A 21,803-nucleotide genomic window follows, 5' to 3' on the forward strand; every position below is an offset into this window, starting at 1 on the left:
ATGGCAGCGTGCCCGAAGGTGACACCGTCTGGAACACCGCCCGCGTGCTGCACCGCGCGCTGGCCGGCGCACGGCTGTCCGGCTCCGATTTCCGGGTGCCCCGGTTGGCCACGACCGACCTCACCGGCTGGACCGTCCGCGAGTCGGCCAGCCGGGGCAAGCACCTGCTGCTCCGCCTCTCCGCCCCGGATGACGCGCCGTGGACGCTGCACTCCCACCTGCGGATGGACGGCGCCTGGCGGGCGTACGCGCCGGGCGAACGGTGGAGCGGCCGGCCCGCGCACCTGATCCGGGTGGTGCTGCGCAGCCCCGGCGCGGTGGCGGTGGGCTATCACCTGCACGAGCTGGCCCTGGTGCCCACCGCCGAGGAGGACGCCCTGGTGGGCCACCTCGGGCCGGATCTGCTCGGCCCGGACTGGGACCCGGCCGAGGCGACCCAGCGCCTCGCCGCACACCCCGAGCAGACCATCGGCGAGGCCCTGCTCGACCAGCGCAACCTGGCCGGGGTGGGCAACCTCTACAAGTGTGAGGTGCTGTTCCTGCGGGGCGTGTCGCCGTGGACACCCGTCGGCGCGTTGCCCGACCTGCCGGGCATGGTCGCCCTCGCGCAGCGGCTGCTGGCCGCCAACCGTGGACGCTGGACGCAGAGCACCACCGGCTCGCTGCACCGGGGGCAGACCAGCTACGTGTACGGCCGCCGCGCCCAGCCGTGCCGCCGCTGCGGCACCGCCATCAGCAAGGAGGAGCTGGGCGAGCGCGTCACCTACTGGTGCGCGGTCTGCCAGCCGGAGCGGTCGGGGAGTCCGACGCCGGGCTGACCGGGCGTTGTGGATCGAGGTCATCCCAGATACGGACGATTGGGTAATTCCTAACCGACCCCTCGACGTCGCATGCTGCGGTTGGGTGCTCACCGCCTGTCAGCAGAGTGCCGAGGACCGCCACGCTGGGGTGGCGTTCTTCCTCGTGCCCCGACCCCGGGGAGAGTCATGGCGATCTTCCGCAGACTCCGCTCCACCTTCTTCTACCGGACCGCCCCTGACGGCCTCGGTCGGACGGCGTCCGTTCCCACGGCCCGTACCCCCGAGGAGGCCACGCCCACGGCGAGTCTGGATCCGTCCGCCGAGCCACGCTGCTTCGGAACGGTGCCGAACGTCGCGTACAGTCCCCGCCCGACGCGTGACCCCGATGGCCGGCTGGTGCCGGGCACGGGCCTGCGCAAGTTCGTCGACGCGCTGCCCGTACCCGGCGAGCAGGCGCTGCCGGTGGCGGTGCCCGACACGATCAGCTACCCGGGCTGCGACTACTACGAGATCGGGCTCCAGGAGTACGCGCAACGCCTGCACCGGGATCTGCCGGTCACCCGCCTGCGCGGCTACCGACAGCTCAACCTGGGCACCGACCCGTCCGGTCACAACACGGTGGCGCCACCGGAGCGGCCCTGGCACCTCGGCCCGATGATCCGCGCTCGGCGGGGCCGACCGGTCCGGGTGAAGTTCATCAACCAGCTGCCCACCGGCCGGGCCGGCGAGTTGTTCCTGCCGGTCGACGAGACGGTCGAGGGTGCCGGTCTCGGGCCGCTGGACGGCCCGGCTCCGTACCCGCAGAACCGGGCGGTGCTGCACCTGGCCGGGGCGCAGACCGGGTGGACCAGCGCGGGCAACCCGGGACACTGGATCACCCCTGCCGGGGAGATCACCCCGTACCCGACGGGGACCGGCATCACGCCCGTGCCGGACATGCCGGCGCCCGGCGCCGGCGCCACCACGCTCTACTTCCCCAACGAGCAGAGCGGCCGGCTGCTGTCGTTCCACGACAACACCCTCGGGCTGGCCCGGCTCACCGTCTACGGTGGGCAGCTCGCGCCGTACCTGCTCACCGACCCGGTCGAGGACGAACTCGTCGCCGAGGGGGTCCTGCCGGCCGAGCAGGTGCCCCTGGTGATCGAGGACAAGACGTTCGTGCCGGACGACACCCAGCTGGCCGCCGAGGATCCGACCTGGGACCGGGAGCGCTGGGGCGCTCGCGGCAGCCTGTGGTACCCCCACGTCTACCAGCCCCGGCAGAACCCGTACCGGTCCGGCGGGCGCAACCCCACCGGTCGGTGGGACTACGGGCCCTGGTCTCGCCGTCCTGCGCCGGACGGCGGTCGGGACGACACCGGACCCACCGTGGACGGTTGGCCGATGGCCGAACGGATCGCGGGCGAGCCGCCGCTGACCGGTCCGGGACCGGTGCCGAACCCGCACCACGACCCCGTCGGCGGTGGCGCCGAACCACCGCTGCGCCCCGGGGTGCCGCACCCGTCGGCGGTGCCCGCGGCGTACGGGGACACCCCGCTGGTAAACGGTGTCGCGTACCCGTACCTGCGGGTGCGCCCCACGGTGTACCGCCTGCGCATCCTCAACGCCTGCCTGGACCGCAGCCTCAACCTCCAGCTCTACCGGGCCTGCTCGGACGCGCCGATGTGGACCGACGACGGCAGCCTGGCCGACGCGGACGCCGGTGAGGTGCCGATGGTGCCCGCCGTGCGGTCGGCGGACCGCCCGTCCGGTTGGCCGAGCGACGGGCGTGACGGCGGCGTGCTCGACCCGCGCGCCGCCGGCCCGGCGCTCGTCCAGATCGGCAACGAGGCCGGGCTGCTGCCCGCCCCGGTGGTGCTGCCGAACCGGCCGATCGGCTACCGCTACGACCGGCTCGACCCGACCGTGCTGAACGTCGACGGGCACACGCTCCTGCTCGCCCCGGGTGAGGCGGCCGACGTGCTTGTCGACTTCTCCACCGTGGAACCGGGCAGCACGTTGATCCTCTACAACGACGCCCCGGCACCGCTGCCCGGCTTCGACCCGCGCTACGACCAGCACACCGACGCGCCGGACCGCACGGCCGAGGGCGGTCCACCGCCCACCGAACCGGGGTACGGCCCGAACACCCGTACCCTGTTGCAGTTCCGGGTGGCCGGCACGCCCGACGGGCCGTACGACCTGGACCGGCTGCGGGAGCGGCTGCCGGTGGCGTACGCGGCCAGCCAGCGCCCGCCGATCGTGCCGCAGCCGGCGTACGACCCGGCGTTCGGCAGCCGGACCACGGCCGAGACGGTCGTCTCCGCGCACGCGGACACGGTGACGTTCACGCCGCTGGCGGGCACCGGTCCGGTGACCCTGCCGATCGAGGTCAAGGCCGCGCAACAGGTCTTCGAGCCCGGTCACGGCCGGCTGGCCGGGCGACTCGGCGTCGGTCATCCGCACACCGGACCGCTCGCGCCGGCGACCCTGCCGCTCGGGCCGACCGACCCCGTGACCGAGGTGCTGTTCGCCGCCGATCCGGCCACACCTGTCGGCGCGCCGGCAGACGGCACACAGATCTGGCGGATCAGCGGCAACGTCCGGCAGACCGAGCCGTTGCACTTCGGCGGCTGCGACGTACAGATCGTCAACCGGGTCGGCTGGGACGGCACGCAGCGCCCCCCGCACCCGGCGGAGCTGGGCTGGAAGCAGATCGTCCGGGTCAACCCCCGCGAGGACGTGGTGGTGGCGCTGCGTCCGGTCGCCCCGGCCCTGCCGTTCAAGCTGGGCGACAGCGTGCGGCTGCTCGATCCCGGCCGTCCGGCCGGCGCGCGGACCGGGTCGACGCCGGTCAGCCCAACCGACGGGCGACCGGCCGTGGTCGTCAACCAGATGGTCAACCTGGGTTGGGAGTACCGCTGGCACAGCCAGCTCGCCGGCCATCGCGACCTGGGGATGAGCCGACCGCTGGTGCTGCGGGTGACGCCGCGGGCGCCCACCGGACTCACCGCCACACCCGTGCCCGGCTCGTCCACCGCCCTACCGGCGATCGCCCTGACCTGGACCGGCAACGGCGGACGCCCGCCCGCGACGAGTCACCTGCTGCAACGGGCCACCGACGGGTCCTTCGGCGGCGACGTCACCACGATCACCGTCGCGGCCACCGCGACCCGCTACACCGACGCGACGGTCACCCCCGGCGTCACCTACCACTACCGGATCCGGGCGGAGAACCAGGTGAGCTACTCGTCCTGGTCGAACAGCGTGCCCGCCTCCGTGCACCTCGCCGCGCCGGGCGGCCTGATCGCGGCGATCCCGCCCGCCGCGCCGCTGCGGGTGGGACTGCGCTGGACGAACCGCTCCTTCGCCACCGGCATCGACGTACAGCGGGCCACCAACCCGACCTTCACCAGCGGGCCGGGCACCACCGCGATCGGGGTCGGCGACAACCACCTGGACACCACGGCCGCGCCGGACACCACGTACTACTACCGGGTTCGCACCACGTACCTGGGCGCCGCCTCGGCGTGGTCGACGGTGGCCGCGGCGAGCACCCCGCCCGCGCCGAGCACCCCCGGCGAGGTGAACGCCACCGCGAGCGCGCCGGGCCCGGACACCGCCACGGTGGTGCTGGCCTGGACGGCGAACACCCCCGTCGGCCCGGGCTCCGGGTTCATCGTGCAGCGGGCGCTGGACCCGGCATTCGCCCACGAGGTGGCGACCTTCACGGTGACCGGTCGCGGCTTCACCAACACGGGCCTGGCCCGGGGTGTGACCTACCACTACCGGATCCGGTCCTTCAACGTCGTGGGCAGCTCGCCGTACACCGGTCCGATCCCGGTCACGACGCCACCGTGACGGGCGGGCGCGGCGCGAGGGGTGCGGCTCAGCGGGTGGGCGCGCGCAGGCCGGCGCCGCCGGCGCGCAGCTCGGCCAGGGCCGAGGCCACGCCGTGCAGGAGGTCGGTGGCCTCGGTGAGTCGGTCGGCGGCCGGGTGGGTGGGCTCCGGGCGGGCGTCCTCGGCGAGATAGCCGGCGGCGGCGACCACCAACCGCTCGTACGCCGCCACGCCGCTCTCCAACTGGGCGGTCAACGCGGCGTGCGCGTCGGCCAGCGGCGCCCGGGCGTCGGTCGGCGCGAGCCGCAGGGCCCGTTCGACGCTGGCCACCCGGTTGGCGAGTTCCCGCAGCGACCGGTCGGCGGCAGCGGCCTCCTGCACGGCCGGTTCGGCCAGCCCGGTGAGCCGGGGCGCCATCCCCGCCAGGGTGAGCGAGGCACGGTCCAGTCGCGCCCACTGCTGCCCGGCGGTGGTGCCACGCAGCGCGACCCGGCCGCGCACCCGGCGTACCTCGGCCAGCACGCCCGAGCCGACCGGCAGTCGCTCCACGGCGGCCACCAGCCGGGCCCGGGACCGGGCGGCGGCCTCGGCCGGGTCCAGCGCCGGGGGTGCGGGCCGGGCGGCCAGCGCCCGCAGGTCGATCCAGCGCCAGGCGGCCAACGCCAGCGCGCTGCCCGCGGCGCCGGCCCAGGCCGCGTCCGGCAGACCGAGCCCGGCGTACGGCGTCAGCACCGCCGTGGCCGCGCCGAGCCCACCGGCCAGTACGCTCCATCGCCGGGCGGACCGGCGCAGCCGACCCAGTTGACGGAAGTAGCGTGTCCGCTCGTCTGCCACCGAAAGCCCCCCTCGGACCGGTCGTTCAGCCGGCGGCGGTCGGGTCGCCGGTGCCCCGCTCGCGGGCCATGCTCGCGCGCAGCTCGTCCAGCCGAGCGGCGGCGGTCGGGTCGCTGCCCGGGCCCGCCTGCTCGGCCTGCGGCACCGCCGGGCGCTGCGCCGTGCCGCCGAGCTGCTCCCCCGCCATGCTGGAGCGGATCTGCTCCAGCCGGGCCGAACCGGCCGAGTCGATGGTCGCCTTCTGGATCTCCAGCATCCGACCCTCGACAGAGTTGCCGGCCAGCTCGGCGCGGCCCATGGCGTTGGCATACCGCCGCTCGATGCGGTCCCGCACCTCGTCCAGGGAGGGGGTGTTGGTGGGTGCGGTCAGCGACGACATCGACTCCAACGAGCGGGCCACGGTCTCCTGCATCTTGGCCTGCTCCAGCTGGCTGAGCAGCTTGGTGCGCTCGGCGAGCTTCTGCTGGAGGATCATCGAGTTGTTCTCGACGGCGCGGCGGGCCTGCGCGGCCGCGCCGAGCGCCTGGTCGTGCAGGGTCTTCAGGTCCTCGGTGGCCTGCTCGGCGGAGACCAGCTGGGTGGCCAGGGCCTGCGCGGACTGCTCGAACCGCCCCGCCTCGGCCTCGTCGCCCTTGGCGCGGGCCTGGTCGGACAGCACCAGGGCCTGCCGGGCGTTGCCCTGGAGCCGCTCGACCTCGGACATCTGCCGGGACAGCTTCATCTCCAGCTGACGCTGGTTGCCGATGACGGCGGCCGCCTGCTGGACCAGCGCCTGGTGCTGCCGCTGGGCATCCTCGATGGCCTGCTGGATCTGCACCTTCGGGTCGGCGTGCTCGTCGATCTTCGCGCCGAAGAGCGCCATCAGGTAGTTCCAGCCCTTGACGAACGGGTTCGCCATCTCCGCGGTATCCCCTCAGTAGCGTCGCTCCACCGCGGTCGGGCCGGATTGCGCCGACCGACCGCGACCCGGCCGGTCTCCATCGTCCCAGCCGAACGCCAGCGCGGCATCCGTACCGGGCGCACGACGGGCACCGTCGGCTCCTGCGGGCAACCCTACGCGGCCGGGGCCACGTCGCCCATGGGCAACGGACGCACGGTGCTCAGGCGGCGCAGACCACGTCCCGGTCGCGCTCGGTGGGCCGGACCCGCGTGCTGCGCAGCGTCGCCCGCAGCGGGGAATCCTGCCGGACCGACACCGCGACCTTGCCGTCGGAGGTGACCTGGCGGACGCCCCGGTTGGCGGCCTTGCGCACGGCGGCCGGCGCGACGGACGCGGCCTCGGCCGGCTCGTCCTGCATGCCGACGAGCACCCCGGCGGGCATCTGCTCGGCGAGCGCCACGGTGTCGCTCACCTCGCGGAGAAGTTCGGAAAGGCGGGCGCCGAGCGCGTCACAGATCGCGGCCAGCAGCTCGCTGGACGGCTCCTTGTGCCCCCGCTCGATCTCGGAGAGGTAACCGAGGCTGACATTGGCGGCGGTGGACACCTCACGCAGTGTGCGCTGCTGTCCCTGCCGGCGCGCCCGCAGTGCGTCACCGATCACCCGGCGTAGCAGGACCATCGCACCTCCCCCTGAGGGATACCTCACGCCCGGCGTCGGGCAGCCGGCTGCGGCGGACCGCGCCGGCTCCGAGCGTCGGAGCCTTCCCGCAACCGTACCCGCTGCGCGCCCCGGCGACATCCCACCCCGCCCGTCGGATCCTGTCGGGACGACTCACCGACGCCCCGCGCCGGCCGTACCCAGACCGTCCCGGACGCTTTCAGCGGCCGCTCCCGAGCCGTTCCCGGCGACTCCGGCAGCCGTCTTCCCGCCAGCGGGGATGGCCGTGTCCGTTGTCTCCAGGCCCTCGATGGCGGCCTCGTCGGAGGCGTGGATGTGTTCGGCGAGCAGCCGCAGCGCCTCGATCACGGCGGCCGAACGTACGTGGTCCCGCCCCCCGTCGAGGTCGAGTTCGCGGACCTCGACGCCGGTCGGGCCGGCGACCGCGACGTAGACCAGGCCGACGGGCTTGCCGTCCTGCGGCTCCGGGCCGGCGACCCCGGTGGTGGCGAGCCCCCAGTCCGCTCCGCAGCGCTGCCGACCGCCCTCGGCGAGCGCCGCCGCCACGTCGGGGTCGACGGGTCCGCGCTCGGCCAGCAGGTCGGGCGGCACGTCGGCGAGCGTGGCCTTCAGTTCGGTGGCGTAGACGACCAGCCCGCCCCGGTAGATCCGGCTGACCCCGGCGATCTCCACGATCGACGCGGCCAGCAGCCCGCCGGTGAGCGATTCGACGGTGGCGAGGGTCTCGTGCCGCTGCGAAAGGCTGTGCACGACAGCCGCCGCCGCGCTACCCGTCGCGTTCTCGTCCCGCTGCATGATCCCGTCCTTCCCCACCGGCCAACCCCCAACCCTCCCAGCCCAACCCCCCAGCCCAACCCCCCAGCCCAACCCCCCAGCCCAACCCCCCAGCCCAACCCCGTCGATCATGAAGTTATCGCCTCGACACGCCGGCCCGAGCCGCAACAACTTCATGATCACCGGCCTGGGAGGGCCGGCGCGGGGGTCGGGGGGGTGGGGGTTAGGGGTGGGGGCGGCGGAGGCGGAGGGCCTGGAGGATGTAGTCGAAGCCGGTTGCCACCGTGACCAGGACGGCGGCACCCATGATCCAGGGGCCGACAGCGGCGAGGGTGGCCGGCATCGGCCAGAGGTACCAGGCGATGGCCAGGATCTGCAGCGCGGTCTTGATCTTGCCGCCACGGCTGGCCGCGATCACACCGTGCCGGATCACCCAGAACCGCAGCCCGGTGATGCCCAGCTCGCGGACGAGGATCAGCGCCGTCACCCACCAGGGCAGCCGGTCGTACCAGGAGAGCAGCACCAGGGCCGCCCCGGTGAGCGCCTTGTCGGCGATCGGGTCGGCGACCTTGCCGACCGAGGTGACCAGCCCGAACCGGCGGGCGATCCAACCGTCCACCAGGTCGGTCGCCGAGGCCACCGCGAAGATCAGGCAGGCTGCCATCCGCCAGCCGGTGTGGGTCATCCCCGACACGATCACCGAGGCGGCGAAGACCGGCACCAGCACCAGCCGCAGCGCGGTCAGGGCGTTGGCCGCGTTGAGCACGGGCACCCGCGCGACCACGCGGGCCGGCGTCGACTCCGTCGCCCCGGTCACCGTCTCGCTCCGCTCGGGCCGCCGTGGCGTTCCCGACACCGCACCACCTGGCTCCCCCGCTCCGTCCGGGCCCGCCGTCACCGTGCCGCGCCGGGCGCCGCCGAGATCATCTCATCCGGCACCGCGAGCAGATCCACCCCTTCGGTGCCGGTCACCGTGGCCCGCACCAGGTCACCCGGACGCAGTGCGCTCAGGTCGACCCCGCCGTCGACCGGCGCGACCAGGGTGGTCGATCCGTCCACCTCCGGCGCCTGGTGGGCGGCCCGGCCCTCCACCACGCCGTCCACGATCGCGTCGACGAGCACCTCGACGGTCGAGCCGAGCCGGTCCTCGGCCCGCTGGGAGCAGAGCTCGTCGGCGAGCGCGCTCAGCCGGTCGTACCGCCGCTTGATGGTCGCGGCGGAGACCTTGCCAGGCAGTCCGGCGGCCTCGGTGCCGTCCTCGTCGCTGTAGTCGAACATGCCGATCGCGTCGAGCCGGGCCTCGGTCAGGAACCGGGTCAGCTCGTCGATGTCGGCGCGGGTCTCCCCGGGGAAGCCGACGATGAAGTTGCTCCGCGCGCCCGCCTCCGGCGCGAGCGCCCGGGCGCTGGCCAGCAGCTCCAGGAACCGGTCGGTGGAGCCGAAACGCCGCATCCGACGCAGCACGGGCTCGCTGGAGTGCTGGAACGACAGGTCGAAGTACGGGGCCACCCCGGGGGTACCGGCGATCGCCTCGACCAGCCCGGGCCGCGTCTCGGCCGGCTGGAGATAGCTCACCCGCACCCGGACGATGCCGGACACCGCGGCGAGCTGCGGCAGCAGCTTCTCCAGCGCGCGCGGGTCGCCCAGGTCCTTGCCGTACGAGGTGGAGTTCTCGCTGACCAGCACCAGCTCCCGTACGCCGGTCTTGGCCAGCCACTCCGCCTCGGCGAGCAGCTCGTCCGGGGTACGCGAGACGAACGCCCCACGGAACGCCGGGATGGCACAGAACGCGCAGCGCCGGTCACAGCCGCTGGCGAGCTTCAACGACGCGACCGGGCCGGTGTCCAGTCGACGGCGCAACACCTGACGCAGGTGCGCCGGGGTGTGCTCGTCGGTCTCGACGGCGGCGCGCGCCACGGTGCCGTGCCCGGGCAGGGACACGCCGCTGTCGCGGCGCTTCACCGGCGTCAGGGGCAGCAGCTCACGGCGGTCCCGCGGGGTGTGCGCGGTGACCTGTTCACCGGCGACCACGGCGTTGAGCCGGGCGGCGATGTCCGGGTAGTCGTCGAAGCTCAGCACCGCCTGTGCCTCGGGCAGACTGTCGGCCAACTCCTTGCCGTACCGCTCGGCCATGCAACCGGCGGCCACCACCTTCGCGCCCGTCCCGGCGGCGGCGAGCAGCGTCTGGATCGAATCCTGCTTGGCCTTCTCCACGAAGCCGCAGGTGTTCACGACCACGACGTCGGCGCCCTCGCCGTCGGTGCTCACCTGCCAGCCGTCGGCGTGCAGCCGGGCGGCCAGCTCCTCCGAGTCGACCTCGTTACGGGCGCAGCCCAGGGTGAGCAGGGCGACGCGACGGCCCTCGGCGTTGTCGGAAGCGGAAGGAGAGGTGGCAGACACCATCCGAGGGTACCGGGCCGCTCGCGGTAGCCCACGCGCGCGGGCACGGCGGCCGGCGGGATCACACCACGTGCGGGCGGCGGTCACCGGGTCACGGCGGTCGCCCGGGTCAGGGCGTCGAGCAGGAAGACCTCGGTACCGGCCAGGCCCGTGCAGCAGAAGACGGAGACCTGGTCCGCCGTGGTCCGGCCGGGAACCGCGCCCGCCAGGATGCCGCCCAGGTCCCGAAGCCGCCCGGCGTACGCGGGCAGGGCCGCGAGCATCGGCGGTTGGTAGTCCGCCGCCTGGGCCGGCGAATCGGTGACCAGCAGGTCGGCGGCGTCCAACAGGTCGGTGCCGAACTCGCTGCGGTCGTGCTGCTTGAAGCCGACCGTGTTGACGTGCGTGCCGGGGCTCACGTCGGCGGCGCGCAGCACCGGCGTGGGGCTCGTGGTGGCGAGCACCACGATGTCCCGGCCGCTGACGGCCGCGCCGGGGTCGGCGACCGCGCGGGCCGGCACGCCCAGTTCGGCGCGTACCCGGGTGGCGAAGGCGTCCCGGCGCGCCGTCGAACGGCTGTGCACCACCACCTCGCGCAGCGGGCGCACGGCCGCGGCGGCCCACACCTGGGTCCACGCCTGCCGCCCGGAGCCGATCACGCCGAGGGTGGCCGCGTCCGGCCGGGCCAGCGCGTCCACCGCGACGCCGCCCAGTCCACCGGTACGACGGGAGCCCAGCTCCTCGCCGACGGCGACGGCCCGCACCGCCCCGGTGTCGGCGTCGTGCAGCACGACCAGTTGCTCTCCCTGGGGGTGGCCGAACGTGTCGTACGAGCGGTAGCCGTACCACTGGCCGACCAGGTGCCCGGCGGTGAGCACCATTCGCCCGCCATCGAGCGGGGCGGCGGCCCGGGGTGGGGCGAGCAACCGCCCCTCGTACGCGGCCACCAGGGCGGCCCGCATGGCGTCGACGGTGGTGGCGGCGTCCAGGGTGGCGGCGACCTCGGGGTCGGCATAGAGCAGGGCCATGCCCGCCATAGTGCAAGTTGAAGCGAAGTAGAGGTCAATGCGTGGTGGCGTGGGTCACCGTCCAGGGCCGCCAGCCGGTGCTAGCGTCGGCCGTGGTGGCCCCGGACGCGGTGGTCACTCCGGACGAGCGGTGGGCGTAGCCGGTCAGGCCAAGACGCCCCGGCAGACTGACCCGACTCGTCCTCGTGAGGTGAACGATGGCCTGGCTCGTACTCGTGATCTCCGGGCTGCTGGAGACGGCCTGGGCCGTCGCCCTGGACCGCAGCGCCGGCTTCAGCCGGCTGCTCCCCTCGGTGGTGTTCGTGGTGGCCCTGGCGCTGAGCATGGGCGGCCTGGCGTACGCGCTGCGCGACATCCGGTCGGCACCGGCTACGCCGTCTGGGTCGGTATCGGCGCGGTGGGCACGGCGCTGGTTTCAATGGTGGCGCTCGGCGAGTCGGTGAGCCTGCCCCGGATCTTCTGCCTGTTGCTGGTGGTCGCCGGCGTGGTCGGCCTGAAGATCTTCCATTGACGATCACGCATCCCCACCACCGCCCGTCCCCGCAGCAACGCCGCCCGCATCCTCACCATCGTGGGTTTCGTGTTCGCGGTGCTCGCCCTGCTGCTCAACCCGATCATCTTCGGCGTGCTCGGCATCATCGCCGGCATCGTCGGCGCGGTCCTGGGTGACAAGCCGCTGGGCTGGTACGCCGCCGCGGCCAGCGGCGTGGCCGCGATCATCGGCCTGGTGGTCGTCGCGGCGCTGATCAACAACTGGCCCACCCCGACGTCACGGGCCCGCCGGATACCGGCGGGCCCGTCGTGTGTCCGGGGTCGCGAGTGGTCAGTCCACGTCGCCGCGCAGACCGACCAGGACGTCCTCCAGCTCGTCCGGCTTGACCAACACGTCGCGCGCCTTCGACCCCTCCGACGGCCCGACGACCCCACGGGTCTCCATGAGATCCATGAGCCGGCCCGCCTTGGCGAAACCGACCCGCAGTTTGCGCTGGAGCATCGAGGTCGAGCCGAACTGTGAGGTGACCACCAGCTCCACGGCCTGCACCAGCAGGTCGAGGTCGTCGCCGATGTCCTCGTCGATCTTCTTCTTGGTGTCCTGGGCGGGGGCCAGCACGTCCTTGCGGAACTCCGGCTCGCGCTGGTCCTTGCAGAACTTCACCACGTCGGCGATCTCTCCCTCGGTGACCCAGGCGCCCTGGATGCGGACCGGCTTCGACGCGCCCATCGGCAGGAAGAGCCCGTCACCCCGGCCGAGCAGCTTCTCCGCGCCCGGCTGGTCGAGAATGACCCGCGAGTCCGCGAGAGACGAGGTGGCGAACGCCAGCCGGGACGGCACGTTCGCCTTGATCAGACCGGTCACCACGTCGACCGAGGGCCGCTGGGTGGCCAGCACCAGGTGGATACCGGCGGCCCGCGCCAGCTGGGTGATCCGGACGACCGAGTCCTCCACGTCACGCGGCGCGACCATCATCAGGTCGGCCAGCTCGTCCACGATCACCAGCAGGTACGGGTACGGGCGCATCTCCCGCTCGCTGCCCGGCGGCGCCTTGATCTCGCCGTTGCGCACCTTGCGGTTGAAGTCGTCGATGTGCCGGACGCCGTTGGCCGCGAGGTCGTCGTAGCGCATGTCCATCTCGCGGACGACCCAGTCCAGCGAGTCGGCCGCCTTCTTGGCGTTCGTGACGATCGGCGTGACCAGGTGCGGGATGCCCTCGTAGCCGGTCATCTCGACCCGCTTCGGGTCGATCAGCAGCAGCCGCACCTCGTCCGGCGTAGCTCTGGTTAAAACGGACACAAGTAGACTATTCAGGCAGCTCGACTTGCCGGCGCCGGTCGCGCCGGCGATGAGGATGTGCGGCATCTTGGCGAGGTTGGCCACCACGTAGCCGCCCTCGATGTCCTTGCCGAGCGCCACCACCATCGGGTGGTGGTCGCTCGTCGCCGCCCGCGAACGCAGCACGTCGCCGAGGGCCACGTTCTCCGGGTCGGTGTTCGGAATCTCCACGCCGACCGCGCTCTTGCCCGGGATCGGGCTGAGGATCCGTACGTCCGGCGACTTCACCGCGTAGGCGATGTTGCGGGAGAGCTGGGTGATCCGCTCGACCTTGACGCCGTGCCCCAACTCCACCTCGTAGCGGGTGACCGTCGGACCCCGGGTGAAGCCGGTGACGGCGGCGTCCACGTCGAACTGGTCGAAGACGCCGGTCAGCGCCGCGATCACCTCGTCGTTGGCCTTGCTGCGGGTCTTCGCGGCGGCACCGGCGCTGAGCATGTTCGCCGGCGGCAGGGTGTAGTCGCCGGCCAACCCGGTCAACGCGAGCTGCTCGGCGCGGGTGGGCGCGGGCGAGTGCTCCGGCGGCTCGGCCGGCTTGCGGCTGGCCGGCACCTTCGCCGGGGCCTTGCGCGGCAGGACCATCGTCTCCTGGAGGTCCGCGCCCTCGGTGTCCTCGAAGTCGTCCGGGTCGATCGGTGGCGGCATCCGCCTCGACGGACGCTTGCGCGCGGGCCGCGCGACCGGCTCGTCGTCCTCCTCGGTGGTCTCCGGAGGCGCGACCAACCCTCCGGCGAGCAGGCCCAGCCGCTCCGGGATCTTGTTGATCGGCGTCGCCGTGACCACGAGCAGGCCGAAGAGCAGGAGCAGGACCAGCAGGGGTACGGCCACCCACGCGGTGACCGCCCGTTCCAGCAACCCGCCCACGCCGGCGCCGACCAGGCCACCGGCGAAGTCACGCTCCACGGTGTCCACCGGGTCCTGACCGATCTGGAGCAGCGCGGCGGTCGACACCAGCAGCGAACCCCACCCGATCAGCCCTCGACCCCGGTGTTCCGGATCGGCCGGCTGACGCATGAGCCGCCACGCCCCGATCATCAGCAGCACCGGCACCACGACGGAGATCGCGCCGAGGAACAGCCGGACCGTGCCGGCCAGGCGGGCGCCCACCGGACCCGCGCCGGAGAACCACAGCGCCACGGCGCTGAGCAGGGCGAGCCCGAACAGCAGCAGTCCGGCCCCGTCGCGGCGGTGCTCCGGGTCCAGGTCGCGGGCGGAGGCGGCCTGCCGGCCGGCGGCCCGCACCGCCCACCCCATCCCGTGCGCCAGCCCCATCCACAGTGCACCGACAGCGCGGCCCACGTAGACGGCGGGGCCCGGACGGGCGGGTGTGGTGCGTCGCCGTACCGGTGCCCCGGTCTTCTTCGCCGGTTGACGGGCACGGCTGTTGGTGCCACCGCGCGGCGACGCGCCGCGTCGCCGGCTCGCCTGAGAGGTACGGCCCGCCATAGAGTCACGGTAACGGTGGGGCCGGGCAGATCGCCGCTTTTCCGGGTCGTGTCCGCGCGTCGCAGCACGGACCCCGCCGCCGGTCGTGATATCCGCCTCAGAAGGGATGCCCGATGGCGTCGCCGGGAATCGAGGACGATCCGCTGGCCGGGCACCCCGGTGCGGTACGCCCGCTGACCGGCGAGCTGATCGCCGCGGTGCTCGCCGCGCGCGGCCGCCCGGTCGGCCGTGCCCCCGACGGTGACCTCGTGGGACGGTTCGACGACAACCTGATCTGGTTCCTGCGCATCGGCGCCGATGGCGAGCTGCTCCAGGTCCGCACGATGGTCGCGCCGACCTTCGGGATCGAGCGGGTGCCCGACCTGTACGCCTTCTGCAACGCGTGGAACCACGACCGGCTCTGGCCGAAGGCGTTCGTGCACGTCGACGACGCCGGCCGGGCCCGGATCCACGGTGAGGTGATCACCGACCTGGAACGTGGCGTCACACCCCACCAGCTCGACCGACTGCTCGACTGTGGCATCACGACCGGCTGCCAACTCGCCGTGGCGGTCGGTCGCCTGCCCGGCGCGGTGTCGACGTGACCGGCCGGGAGGAGACCACGGGCAGCCGTACCGACCGGGCGCACGCGCCCGCCGGCGGAGACGACGGCCGGGGTGTCGGGCAGCGCGTCCCGGCGTTGGTGTCCGCGCTCGCCGACGCCGGGGACCTGCCCGACGGGTCCGGCCGGCTGGCCGCGCTGGAACGGGTCGTCGAGCGCGCCGACGCCGCCGCGGACGCCCGGTCCGCGCTGGACGCGAGGTTCGCGCTCATCGAGGCGTACCTGCTGCACGGCGAGCGGTGGCGGATCGTCGAGCCGGTACGGCGCTGCCGGGCCGCCGCCGACCGGTGGCCCACGCTGCTCGGCGACGCGGAGACCGTACTGCTGACGCGCTACCAGCGGTACGCGGTGGAGGCGCTGCTCGGCACCCCGCGGGTGGGGCTGGACCAGACCCGACTGCTCCTGGCCGATCTGGCCGAGCGGGTGGGGACGGACGGGCTCGACGGGCCGACCGTCGCCGAACTGCGCTGCCGGATCGCCGACCACCTGGGCGACGAACCCACCGCCCGACACTTCTACCGGCAGTGGGCGGGTACGGGTGGCGGTCCGGCCGGCGGGTGCCCCGGCTGCGCCCCGGCCCGCCGCGCGGAACTGCTGGCCGGCTGGGGCGAGTGGCGGGAGGCCCGCGCCGAGCTGGAGGCGTACGACACCGACGCCCCTGCCTGCACCGACCAGCCCGAGCGGGCGCTGGTCGCCGGGATGCTGCCCCGGTTACGGCTCGGCGATCCCGAGGAGGCCGCGGCGGCGCACGTGCGGGCGTACCGGCGGCACCGGCGCGAGCGCGCCGCGTTCGGGCATCTCGCGACCCACCTGCGGTTCTGCGCGCTCGGCGGGCATCTGGAGCGCGGGCTGGCCATCCTGGCCGAGCAGCTGCCCCGACTGGACCGGCCCACCGATGACCTCGCCGCCATGGAGTTCGCCGCGGCGGGTGCGCTGGTCTGCGGGCTGGCCGACGAGACGGGGCTGGGCGACCGACGGGTGCGCCGCCCGGCGTACGGCGAGCGTCCGGCCACCGAGCTGGACGTGTCGACCCTCGGCGCGCTGCTGCTCGGCCTCGCCACCGACCTGGCCGGCAGCTTCGACGCCCGCAACGGCACGGGTCATCAGTCCGGAAGGATCGCGGCCTGGCTGGCCGAACGTCCCGCCGCGGCGGCGGTGCCGCTGCCGAGTGGCGGCGACGTCGCCGACGAGGAGGACGACGCCGAGCCCGGGCCGGACTGGGAGTCCGAGCGGGAGCTGATGGCGCTCACCGCCGACCTCATCACCGCGACGCTGGACCGGCGCGGCGACCGGTACCTGGTCGACGACGACGGCACGGTGGTCGGCCGGTGGGGCGCCGCGGTGATCCAGTTCCGGCGGGCGGGCGAGCGGGGCGAGGTGCTGCACACCCGGGCGATGGCCGACCGGCGGCTGCCGGCCGCGCGGCGGTCCGAGGCGTACGCCTTCTGCAACGCGTGGAACCACGACCGGCTGCTGCCCAAGGCGTACGCGCACGACCTCGACAGCGAGATCGTGCTCGCCGGGGACGCGGCCACCGACCTGGCGCACGGGGTCGCGCCGGCGCAGTTGCGGGTGCTGGTGGACGCCGCCATCGCCACCGGCGTCGCGTACGCGGAGGCCGTCGCCGCCCTGCCCTGACGGTACGGCGACGCCGGCCCACCCTCGCGGGGTGGACCGGCGTCAACGCGAGCTGATCAGACCTCGACGACGGTGGGCACGATCATGGGCCGCCGCCGGTACGCGTCGTTGACCCACCGCCCCACGGTCCGGCGGACGATCTGCTGGAGCTGGTGCGGGTCGGTGATGCCGTCCGAGGCGGCCCGGTTGAGCGCCTCGGTGACCAGGGGGATCACCGGGTTGAACGCCTCCGGGTCCTCGGAGAAGCCCTTCGCGGACAGCGTGGGACCGGCGACCACCTTGCCGGTGACCGAGTCGACGACGACGGTGGTGGCGATGAACCCGCCGTCACCGAGGATCCGCCGTTCGGTGAGCAGCGACTCGCTGACGTCACCGACGGCGAGGCCGTCGACGTAGACGTACCGGCTCTTCACGTGCCCGACCAGGCTGGCGCGGCCCTCGACCAGGTCGACCACGTCGCCGTCCTCGCAGATCACCACCCGGTCGGCGGCGACCCCGGACTCGATGCCCAGCCGGGCGTGCGCCCGCAGGTGACGCCACTCGCCGTGCACGGGCATCAGGTTGCTGGGCCGGACCACGTTGAGCAGGTAGAGCAGTTCGCCGGCCGGCGCGTGCCCGGAGACGTGCACCTTCGCGACGTCCTTGTGCACGACCACCGCCCCGGCGCGGGCGAGCCGGTTGATGACCCGGTAGACCGAGGTCTCGTTGCCTGGCACCAGCGAGGAGGCCAGCACCACGGTGTCCCCCGGGGCGATGGTGATGTGCCGGTGGTCGCCGCTGGCCATCCGGCCCAGGGCGCTCATCGGTTCACCCTGGGAGCCGGTGGACATCAACACGATCTGGTCCGGAGGCAGCGTGGTCGCCTCGTCGATGCTGATGACCAGGCCGGCCGGGATGTTGAGCAGGCCCAGGTCACGGGCGATGCCCATGTTGCGGACCATGGACCGGCCGATGAGGGCGACCTTGCGGCCGTGCTCGGCGGCGGAGTCGAAGACCTGCTGCACCCGGTGGACGTGCGAGGCGAACGAGGCCACGATGATCCGGCCCTTGGCCTTCGCGAAGATCGAGTCGAGGACCGGCCCGATCTCCCGCTCCGGGGTGACGAAGCCGGGGATCTCAGCGTTGGTGGAGTCGGAGAGCAGCAGGTCGACGCCCTCGGCGCCGAGCCGCGCGAAACCGGCCAGGTCGGTGATCCGGCCGTCCAGCGGGAGCTGGTCCATCTTGAAGTCGCCGGTGTGCAGCACCAGGCCGGCCGGGGTGCGGATGGCCACCGCGAGCGCGTCCGGGATGGAGTGGTTGACCGCGAAGAACTCGCACTCGAACGGCCCGAGCCGCTCGCGGCCGCCCTCGCGCACGGTCAGCGTGTACGGCTGGATCCGCCGCTCGGCCAGCTTCGCCTCGACCAGGGCGAGGGTGAACTGCGAGCCGACCAGCGGGATGTCGGGTTTGTGGGCCAGCAGGTACGGCACCGCGCCGATGTGGTCCTCGTGGCCATGGGTCAGCACGATCGCCTGTACGTCGGCCAGCCGGTCCAGGATCGGGCCGAAGTCGGGCAGGATCAGGTCCACGCCCGGCTGCTCGACGTCGGGGAAGAGCACCCCGCAGTCGACGATCAGCAATTTGCCGTCGTACTCGAAGACGGTCATGTTCCGACCGATGGCGCCGAGCCCGCCGAGCGGGATGATCCGCAGGCCACCTTCTGGCAGCGGCGGGGGCAGTTCCGCCTCGATGTGCGCCTCGGTCACGCGTCCACCTCATTCTGCGACGCCGTCACTCGGCGTCCATCGTGTCGTTCGATCATTCGGGTAGCTCCAGGCCCGCTGCCGCGAAGTCCGCGCGCAGCTGGGCGATCTCGTCGTTGGTGGCGTCCACGAGCGGGGGTCGCACCGGACCGGCCGGCAGGCCCAGCGATGCCAGACCGGCCTTCACCAGGATGGTGCCCTGCGTGCGGAAGATGCCGGTGAACAGCGGCAGCAGCCGCCGGTGCAGGGCCAGCGCGGTGGGCATGTCCCCCGCGTCGTACGCCTCGATCATCTGTGCGGTCAGCGCCCCGGTGAAGTGCGTGGAGGTGCCGACCACGCCCACGCATCCGACGGCCAACGCCGGCAGAGTGAGCGCGTCCTCGCCGCTGTAGTAGGCGAGGCCGGTCCGGCTGGTCACCCAGCTGGTGGCGATCAGGTCGCCCTTGGCGTCCTTGACCGCGACGATGCGGCCATGGTCGGCGAGCCGGACCATAGTCTCGGTGTCGATCGGCACGCCGGAGCGGTGCGGGATGTCGTACAGCATCACCGGCAGTCCGCTGGCGTCGGCCACGGCGGTGAAGTGCCGCAGCAGACCGCTCTGCGGCGGCTTGTTGTAGTACGGCGTGACCACCAGCAGACCGTGCGCGCCGGCCTTCTCGGCGGCGGCCGCCAGCTCGATGGTGTGCCGGGTGTCGTTGGTGCCGACACCGGCCACGACCCGGGCCCGGTCACCGACGGCCTCGACCACGGCCCGGATCAGGCGTTCCTTCTCCGCGTCGGTGGTGGTCGGCGACTCCCCGGTGGTGCCGTTGACCACCAGCGCGTCGTTGCCCTGTTCGTCGACCAGGTAGCTCGCCAGCCGGGCGGCGCCGTCGAGGTCGAGTGAGCCGTCGGGGGTGAACGGGCTCACCATGGCCGTGAGCACCCGCCCGAAGGGGCGGGACACCGGTCGGGCCGCGGCGTCGGGGTGGTCCTGCGTCATACCCTCCAACCTAGCGGACGACCAGCCGGAGCCCGCCGGGGAAGGGCTCAGGACGCCTCGTGCGGGCTGGCCGCCACCTCGGTGCCGTCCGGCAGGGTGGTGATCACGAAGTCGGCGAAGACGTTCGGGGCGACCCCCTGGAGCTGACGCAGACACTCCACGGCCAGCTCGCGGATCTCCACGTCGGCGTGCTCGGTGGCCCGCATCGCGACGAAGTGCCGCCAGGCCCGGTAGTTGCCGGAGACCACGATCCGGGTCTCGGTGGCGTTCGGCAGCACCGCCCGGGCCGCCTGCCGGGCCTGCTTGCGGCGCAGCGTCGGGTTCGGCTCGTCGGAGAAGCGCTGCTCCAGACCCTCCAACAGCTCCGTGTACGCCCGCACGCTCGCCTCGGCGGCCTCCACGAACTTCTTGTGCAGCTCCGGGTCGTCGGCGATGACCGCCGGCTCGACCATGGCCGCGTCCCGCTCGGGGACGTACCGCTGCGAGAGCTGGGAGTACGAGAAGTGCCGGTGCCGGATCAACTCGTGCGTGAAGGAGCGGGACACCCCGGTGAAGTAGAAGCTGACCGAGCCGTGCTCCAGCACGCTCAGGTGGCCCACCTCGAGGATGTGCGCCAGGTAGCCGGCGTTGGTGGCCGTGGCCGGGTTCGGCTTCTTCCAGGACTGGTAGCAGGCCCGCCCGGCGAACTCGGCGAGCGCCTGGCCGCCCTCGGCGTCGGTCGACCACGGCACGTCGTCCGGGGCCGCGAACTGGGTCCACGCGATCAACTTGACCTGGGGCTGCACCATGTCCGGCATGCCTGGGACTGTAGTAGGGCGGTGCCCACCGGCCCAACTCAGGCACGTCCCTGCAATGTCGATCACTCAGCCAGTGGCGAGGCCGCCCGACGACCACCGTGCAGGCCGCTTCCGCGCACCCTAGCCGCCGGGCGGGAACAGCCCGCCCCGCCAACACCCACGCACCAGCACAGCGCAGCCCGTACCGTTGACGTCCTTCGGAGCTGAATCGTTTGCGACATCCGCCTTGGCGTAACTCTGCCCAGCCGACGAGCAGGCCCCTGCACCCCTGCACCCCTGCACCCCTGCACCCAATGACCGCTTCATCCCACCAGATTGCGCAACATCAGGTTCTGTGGATCGAGCAGGTCCGCCAAGGCCGCGAGTAGCCCGGGAGCATGAGCCGGCACCGACACCCCGGCCGATGCCGCCGAGAACGATGGGATCAGCGATGACGGCAACCCAGGCATAATCCACTTCCAAGAGATGACAAGGCCTCGACAACCTCGATGATCTTCAGAAGCAGTCATGGCCGCGCTGCAATCCCCTACCCAGGCGCGTCTACATCAACCAACTGACGCCGGACACGCGCCACGACTTGACCGGGCCTGGTTCACCGCCGCAGGCCGCTATTCGGACTTGGCGGCCGGTTGTAGGACCCGCCGGCAGACGAACCGGGGCCGACCCTTTGGTCGGAGTAGTTCAAGCTCATCGCTTGTGCTGCGGAACTTACCGGTTGCATCCCCGCGTACCGTTCAAGTCCGCCCACCTGCGTGGCCCCTGCACCCGTACTCGCTAACGAAATTCCCGGGTCCACACGCCTAGTCGCCGTGTCTATGCGTGCTTGCTCTTCAGGCGTGAACGCCGCAACGCCACCCCTCCCGTGAACCCACTGATATAGCGGCGACTGGTCGATGCTGTTTTGCATTGGGTAAACGACATAAGATAAAGAGTTTCGCATTTCGTAAGCGGCATAAGATAAAGCGTACCCATCCCGATTCGCATCCGCCCACTTCAGAGCATGGGCCTTGCACTCCTCTGGCGAATAGAAATCATTGGCGGTATACGCTTTTGCCGTGGCTATGCGCGCCCGCTCTCGACGCGTGAACGCAACGCCCGCCTCCCCGGCAATCCAATTATATAGCGCAGTCCGGTTGATGTTATTATCGTCTGCATACCAGCGATAAGAGCAGGAAGGCCCGCCCTGACTCTTATCCGCCCAATTCAAAACATGAGCCTTGCACTCCTCTGGCAAATAAGCCTTTTGAGCGAACCTACCCATCGCAGCGGTTACGCGATCCCGCTCTCCACGCCCGAACACCGGATTGAGGTGACTACCGCGAACCCAATTAGCTAGTTCCGCCGCGTCGATGTCCCATCTAGCTGCGTACTGCTCAAAAGTTACGAAGGGGCGGCCGTGCTCATTCTCATCCGCCCACCCCAGAACATGGGCCCTCTTGAGTTGATTGTGAGCGACAAGTCGTTCCGCGCGCCTGCGTTGAGCGGGAGTGGGAGTGGGAGCGGGAGCGGGAGCGGGAGCGGGAGCGGGAGCGGGAGCGGGAGCGGGAGCGGGAGCGGGAGCGGGAGCGGGAG

At 72.6% G+C, this 21,803-nt stretch carries 15 protein-coding genes and 1 pseudogene; 5 read left to right on the forward strand and 11 right to left on the reverse strand.

From position 1 onward, the window contains the following. The first annotated feature begins 8 nt into the window (after positions 1-8). Together ACLQ25_RS11015 and ACLQ25_RS11020 are read left to right on the forward strand one after the other, a co-directional pair. The gene (locus ACLQ25_RS11015; RefSeq protein WP_425730779.1) at positions 9-818 is read left to right on the forward strand and encodes a DNA-formamidopyrimidine glycosylase family protein; all 810 of its coding nucleotides are present in this window, start codon (positions 9-11) and stop codon (positions 816-818) included. Positions 819-890: 72 nt separating this feature from the next. Then, positions 891-4,640, forward strand: coding sequence for a hypothetical protein (locus ACLQ25_RS11020; protein WP_425730780.1), 3,750 nt, complete (start codon positions 891-893; stop codon positions 4,638-4,640). A gap of 28 nt (positions 4,641-4,668) precedes the next feature. On the opposite strand, the gene pspM is transcribed toward ACLQ25_RS11020, so the two are convergent. The 7 genes from pspM to ACLQ25_RS11055 all read right to left on the reverse strand — a co-directional run bounded on the left by pspM (position 4,669) and on the right by ACLQ25_RS11055 (position 11,194). Further along, positions 4,669-5,454, reverse strand: a complete 786-nt coding sequence (gene pspM / locus ACLQ25_RS11025; protein WP_425730781.1) for a phage shock envelope stress response protein PspM — start codon at positions 5,452-5,454, stop codon at positions 4,669-4,671. A 25-nt stretch (positions 5,455-5,479) separates the two neighbouring features. Then, positions 5,480-6,352, reverse strand: a complete 873-nt coding sequence (locus tag ACLQ25_RS11030) for a PspA/IM30 family protein (RefSeq protein WP_396803825.1) — start codon at positions 6,350-6,352, stop codon at positions 5,480-5,482. A 202-nt stretch (positions 6,353-6,554) separates the two neighbouring features. After that, complete coding sequence (locus ACLQ25_RS11035) at positions 6,555-7,013, reverse strand: helix-turn-helix domain-containing protein (protein WP_425730782.1); 459 nt, start codon at positions 7,011-7,013, stop codon at positions 6,555-6,557. Between the two features lie 153 nt (positions 7,014-7,166). Beyond that, positions 7,167-7,808 (reverse strand): CinA family protein, encoded by a 642-nt coding sequence (locus tag ACLQ25_RS11040; protein WP_425730783.1) that lies wholly within the window; start codon positions 7,806-7,808, stop codon positions 7,167-7,169. Positions 7,809-8,010: 202 nt separating this feature from the next. Next, on the reverse strand, positions 8,011-8,604 hold the full coding sequence (gene pgsA, locus ACLQ25_RS11045) for a CDP-diacylglycerol--glycerol-3-phosphate 3-phosphatidyltransferase (RefSeq protein ID WP_425730784.1): 594 nt from the start codon (positions 8,602-8,604) through the stop codon (positions 8,011-8,013). Between the two features lie 77 nt (positions 8,605-8,681). Then, a complete protein-coding gene (rimO, locus tag ACLQ25_RS11050) occupies positions 8,682-10,190 on the reverse strand; it encodes a 30S ribosomal protein S12 methylthiotransferase RimO (protein ID WP_357122502.1) in 1,509 nt (502 codons plus the stop codon). An 80-nt stretch (positions 10,191-10,270) separates the two neighbouring features. Next, positions 10,271-11,194, reverse strand: a complete 924-nt coding sequence (locus ACLQ25_RS11055; RefSeq protein WP_425730785.1) for an ornithine cyclodeaminase family protein — start codon at positions 11,192-11,194, stop codon at positions 10,271-10,273. A gap of 197 nt (positions 11,195-11,391) precedes the next feature. Here ACLQ25_RS11055 and ACLQ25_RS11060 point away from each other — a divergent pair. After that, positions 11,392-11,705: pseudogene (locus ACLQ25_RS11060) on the forward strand (DMT family transporter). 312 nt (positions 11,706-12,017) lie between these two features. On the opposite strand, the gene ACLQ25_RS11065 reads toward ACLQ25_RS11060, so the two are convergent. Then, positions 12,018-14,471, reverse strand: a complete 2,454-nt coding sequence (locus ACLQ25_RS11065; RefSeq protein WP_425730786.1) for a DNA translocase FtsK 4TM domain-containing protein — start codon at positions 14,469-14,471, stop codon at positions 12,018-12,020. A gap of 113 nt (positions 14,472-14,584) precedes the next feature. Between ACLQ25_RS11065 and ACLQ25_RS11070 the strand changes: the two genes are divergently transcribed. Both ACLQ25_RS11070 and ACLQ25_RS11075 read left to right on the forward strand, forming a co-directional pair. Further along, a complete protein-coding gene (locus ACLQ25_RS11070) occupies positions 14,585-15,055 on the forward strand; it encodes a YbjN domain-containing protein (protein WP_425730787.1) in 471 nt (156 codons plus the stop codon). Beyond that, positions 15,052-16,710: a YbjN domain-containing protein gene (locus ACLQ25_RS11075; RefSeq protein ID WP_425730788.1), complete on the forward strand. Its 1,659-nt coding sequence runs from the start codon at positions 15,052-15,054 to the stop codon at positions 16,708-16,710. Before ACLQ25_RS11070 ends, ACLQ25_RS11075 begins: the two co-directional genes overlap by 4 nt. Before the next feature lie 56 nt (positions 16,711-16,766). Here the strand turns inward: ACLQ25_RS11075 and ACLQ25_RS11080 are convergent, their stop codons facing one another. Genes ACLQ25_RS11080 through thyX form a run of 3 tightly spaced genes read right to left on the reverse strand, consistent with a single transcriptional unit; the run spans position 16,767 to position 20,222 of the window. After that, complete coding sequence (locus tag ACLQ25_RS11080; protein WP_425730789.1) at positions 16,767-18,455, reverse strand: ribonuclease J; 1,689 nt, start codon at positions 18,453-18,455, stop codon at positions 16,767-16,769. 52 nt (positions 18,456-18,507) lie between these two features. Then, positions 18,508-19,434 (reverse strand): 4-hydroxy-tetrahydrodipicolinate synthase, encoded by a 927-nt coding sequence (gene dapA, locus ACLQ25_RS11085; protein WP_425730790.1) that lies wholly within the window; start codon positions 19,432-19,434, stop codon positions 18,508-18,510. Positions 19,435-19,481: 47 nt separating this feature from the next. Continuing rightward, positions 19,482-20,222, reverse strand: a complete 741-nt coding sequence (thyX, locus tag ACLQ25_RS11090; protein ID WP_425730796.1) for an FAD-dependent thymidylate synthase — start codon at positions 20,220-20,222, stop codon at positions 19,482-19,484. Positions 20,223-21,803 lie beyond the last annotated feature (1,581 nt).

It is taken from the genome of Micromonospora sp. DT44 (genome assembly GCF_049841635.1).
Classification (GTDB): Bacteria; Actinomycetota; Actinomycetes; order Mycobacteriales; family Micromonosporaceae; genus Micromonospora.

Excerpts from the sequence above, each read along its gene's own strand:
- ACLQ25_RS11020 (WP_425730780.1), top strand. The coding sequence starts at position 891 with ATGCTGCGGTTGGGTGCTCACCGCCTGTCAGCAGAGTGCCGAGGACCG.
- ACLQ25_RS11030 (WP_396803825.1), bottom strand. The coding sequence starts at position 6,352 with ATGGCGAACCCGTTCGTCAAGGGCTGGAACTACCTGATGGCGCTCTTC.
- ACLQ25_RS11035 (WP_425730782.1), bottom strand. The coding sequence starts at position 7,013 with ATGGTCCTGCTACGCCGGGTGATCGGTGACGCACTGCGGGCGCGCCGG.
- ACLQ25_RS11040 (WP_425730783.1), bottom strand. The coding sequence starts at position 7,808 with ATGCAGCGGGACGAGAACGCGACGGGTAGCGCGGCGGCGGCTGTCGTG.
- rimO (WP_357122502.1), bottom strand. The coding sequence starts at position 10,190 with ATGGTGTCTGCCACCTCTCCTTCCGCTTCCGACAACGCCGAGGGCCGT.
- ACLQ25_RS11055 (WP_425730785.1), bottom strand. The coding sequence starts at position 11,194 with ATGGCCCTGCTCTATGCCGACCCCGAGGTCGCCGCCACCCTGGACGCC.
- ACLQ25_RS11065 (WP_425730786.1), bottom strand. The coding sequence starts at position 14,471 with ATGGCGGGCCGTACCTCTCAGGCGAGCCGGCGACGCGGCGCGTCGCCG.
- ACLQ25_RS11070 (WP_425730787.1), top strand. The coding sequence starts at position 14,585 with ATGGCGTCGCCGGGAATCGAGGACGATCCGCTGGCCGGGCACCCCGGT.
- dapA (WP_425730790.1), bottom strand. The coding sequence starts at position 19,434 with ATGACGCAGGACCACCCCGACGCCGCGGCCCGACCGGTGTCCCGCCCC.
- thyX (WP_425730796.1), bottom strand. The coding sequence starts at position 20,222 with ATGGTGCAGCCCCAGGTCAAGTTGATCGCGTGGACCCAGTTCGCGGCC.